Origin of the sequence: Halomonas sp. ND22Bw (assembly GCF_003011945.1) — a bacterium.
GTDB classification, from domain to species: Bacteria; Pseudomonadota; Gammaproteobacteria; order Pseudomonadales; family Halomonadaceae; genus Halomonas; species Halomonas halophila.
Map to the genome: position 1 here is coordinate 1 of NZ_PXWD01000491.1, position 322 is coordinate 322.

Below are 322 nucleotides of genomic sequence, written 5' to 3' on the forward strand. Positions count from 1 at the left end.
GCCAATCTTTGCGAATAAGCGGCAAGCAAGAATGGATACTGCCAAACTTTATCGAAAAGCCTTAGCATTGTTCACGCTTGGTGGGGTACTTATTTCGTGCGCAATTATTCTAATCGGTCCGGTATTTGCTGCTGTAGTTTCTGATGCATCGATAGAGTTGAGCACTTCAATTCTAATTGCGCTGGGTTTTTTGTTGATCGTGCAGTGTGTTCAGCAGGTTCCAGGTATGTTCTTGACTTCAGAAGTCGGTCTTGCATTCCAAGCTCGAAGTGTAGTTGTGATGTGCGTGGTGGCAATAGTTCTCGGCATCTATCTTACGAAA

General features: G+C 44.4%; 1 protein-coding gene. It reads left to right on the forward strand.

Annotation, left to right across the window (positions count from 1 at the left end; translation table 11 throughout):
• Positions 1-31: 31 nt before the first annotated feature.
• On the forward strand, positions 32-322 hold a 291-nt coding region (locus tag CVH10_RS26720), incomplete at its 3' end, for a hypothetical protein (protein WP_219924841.1).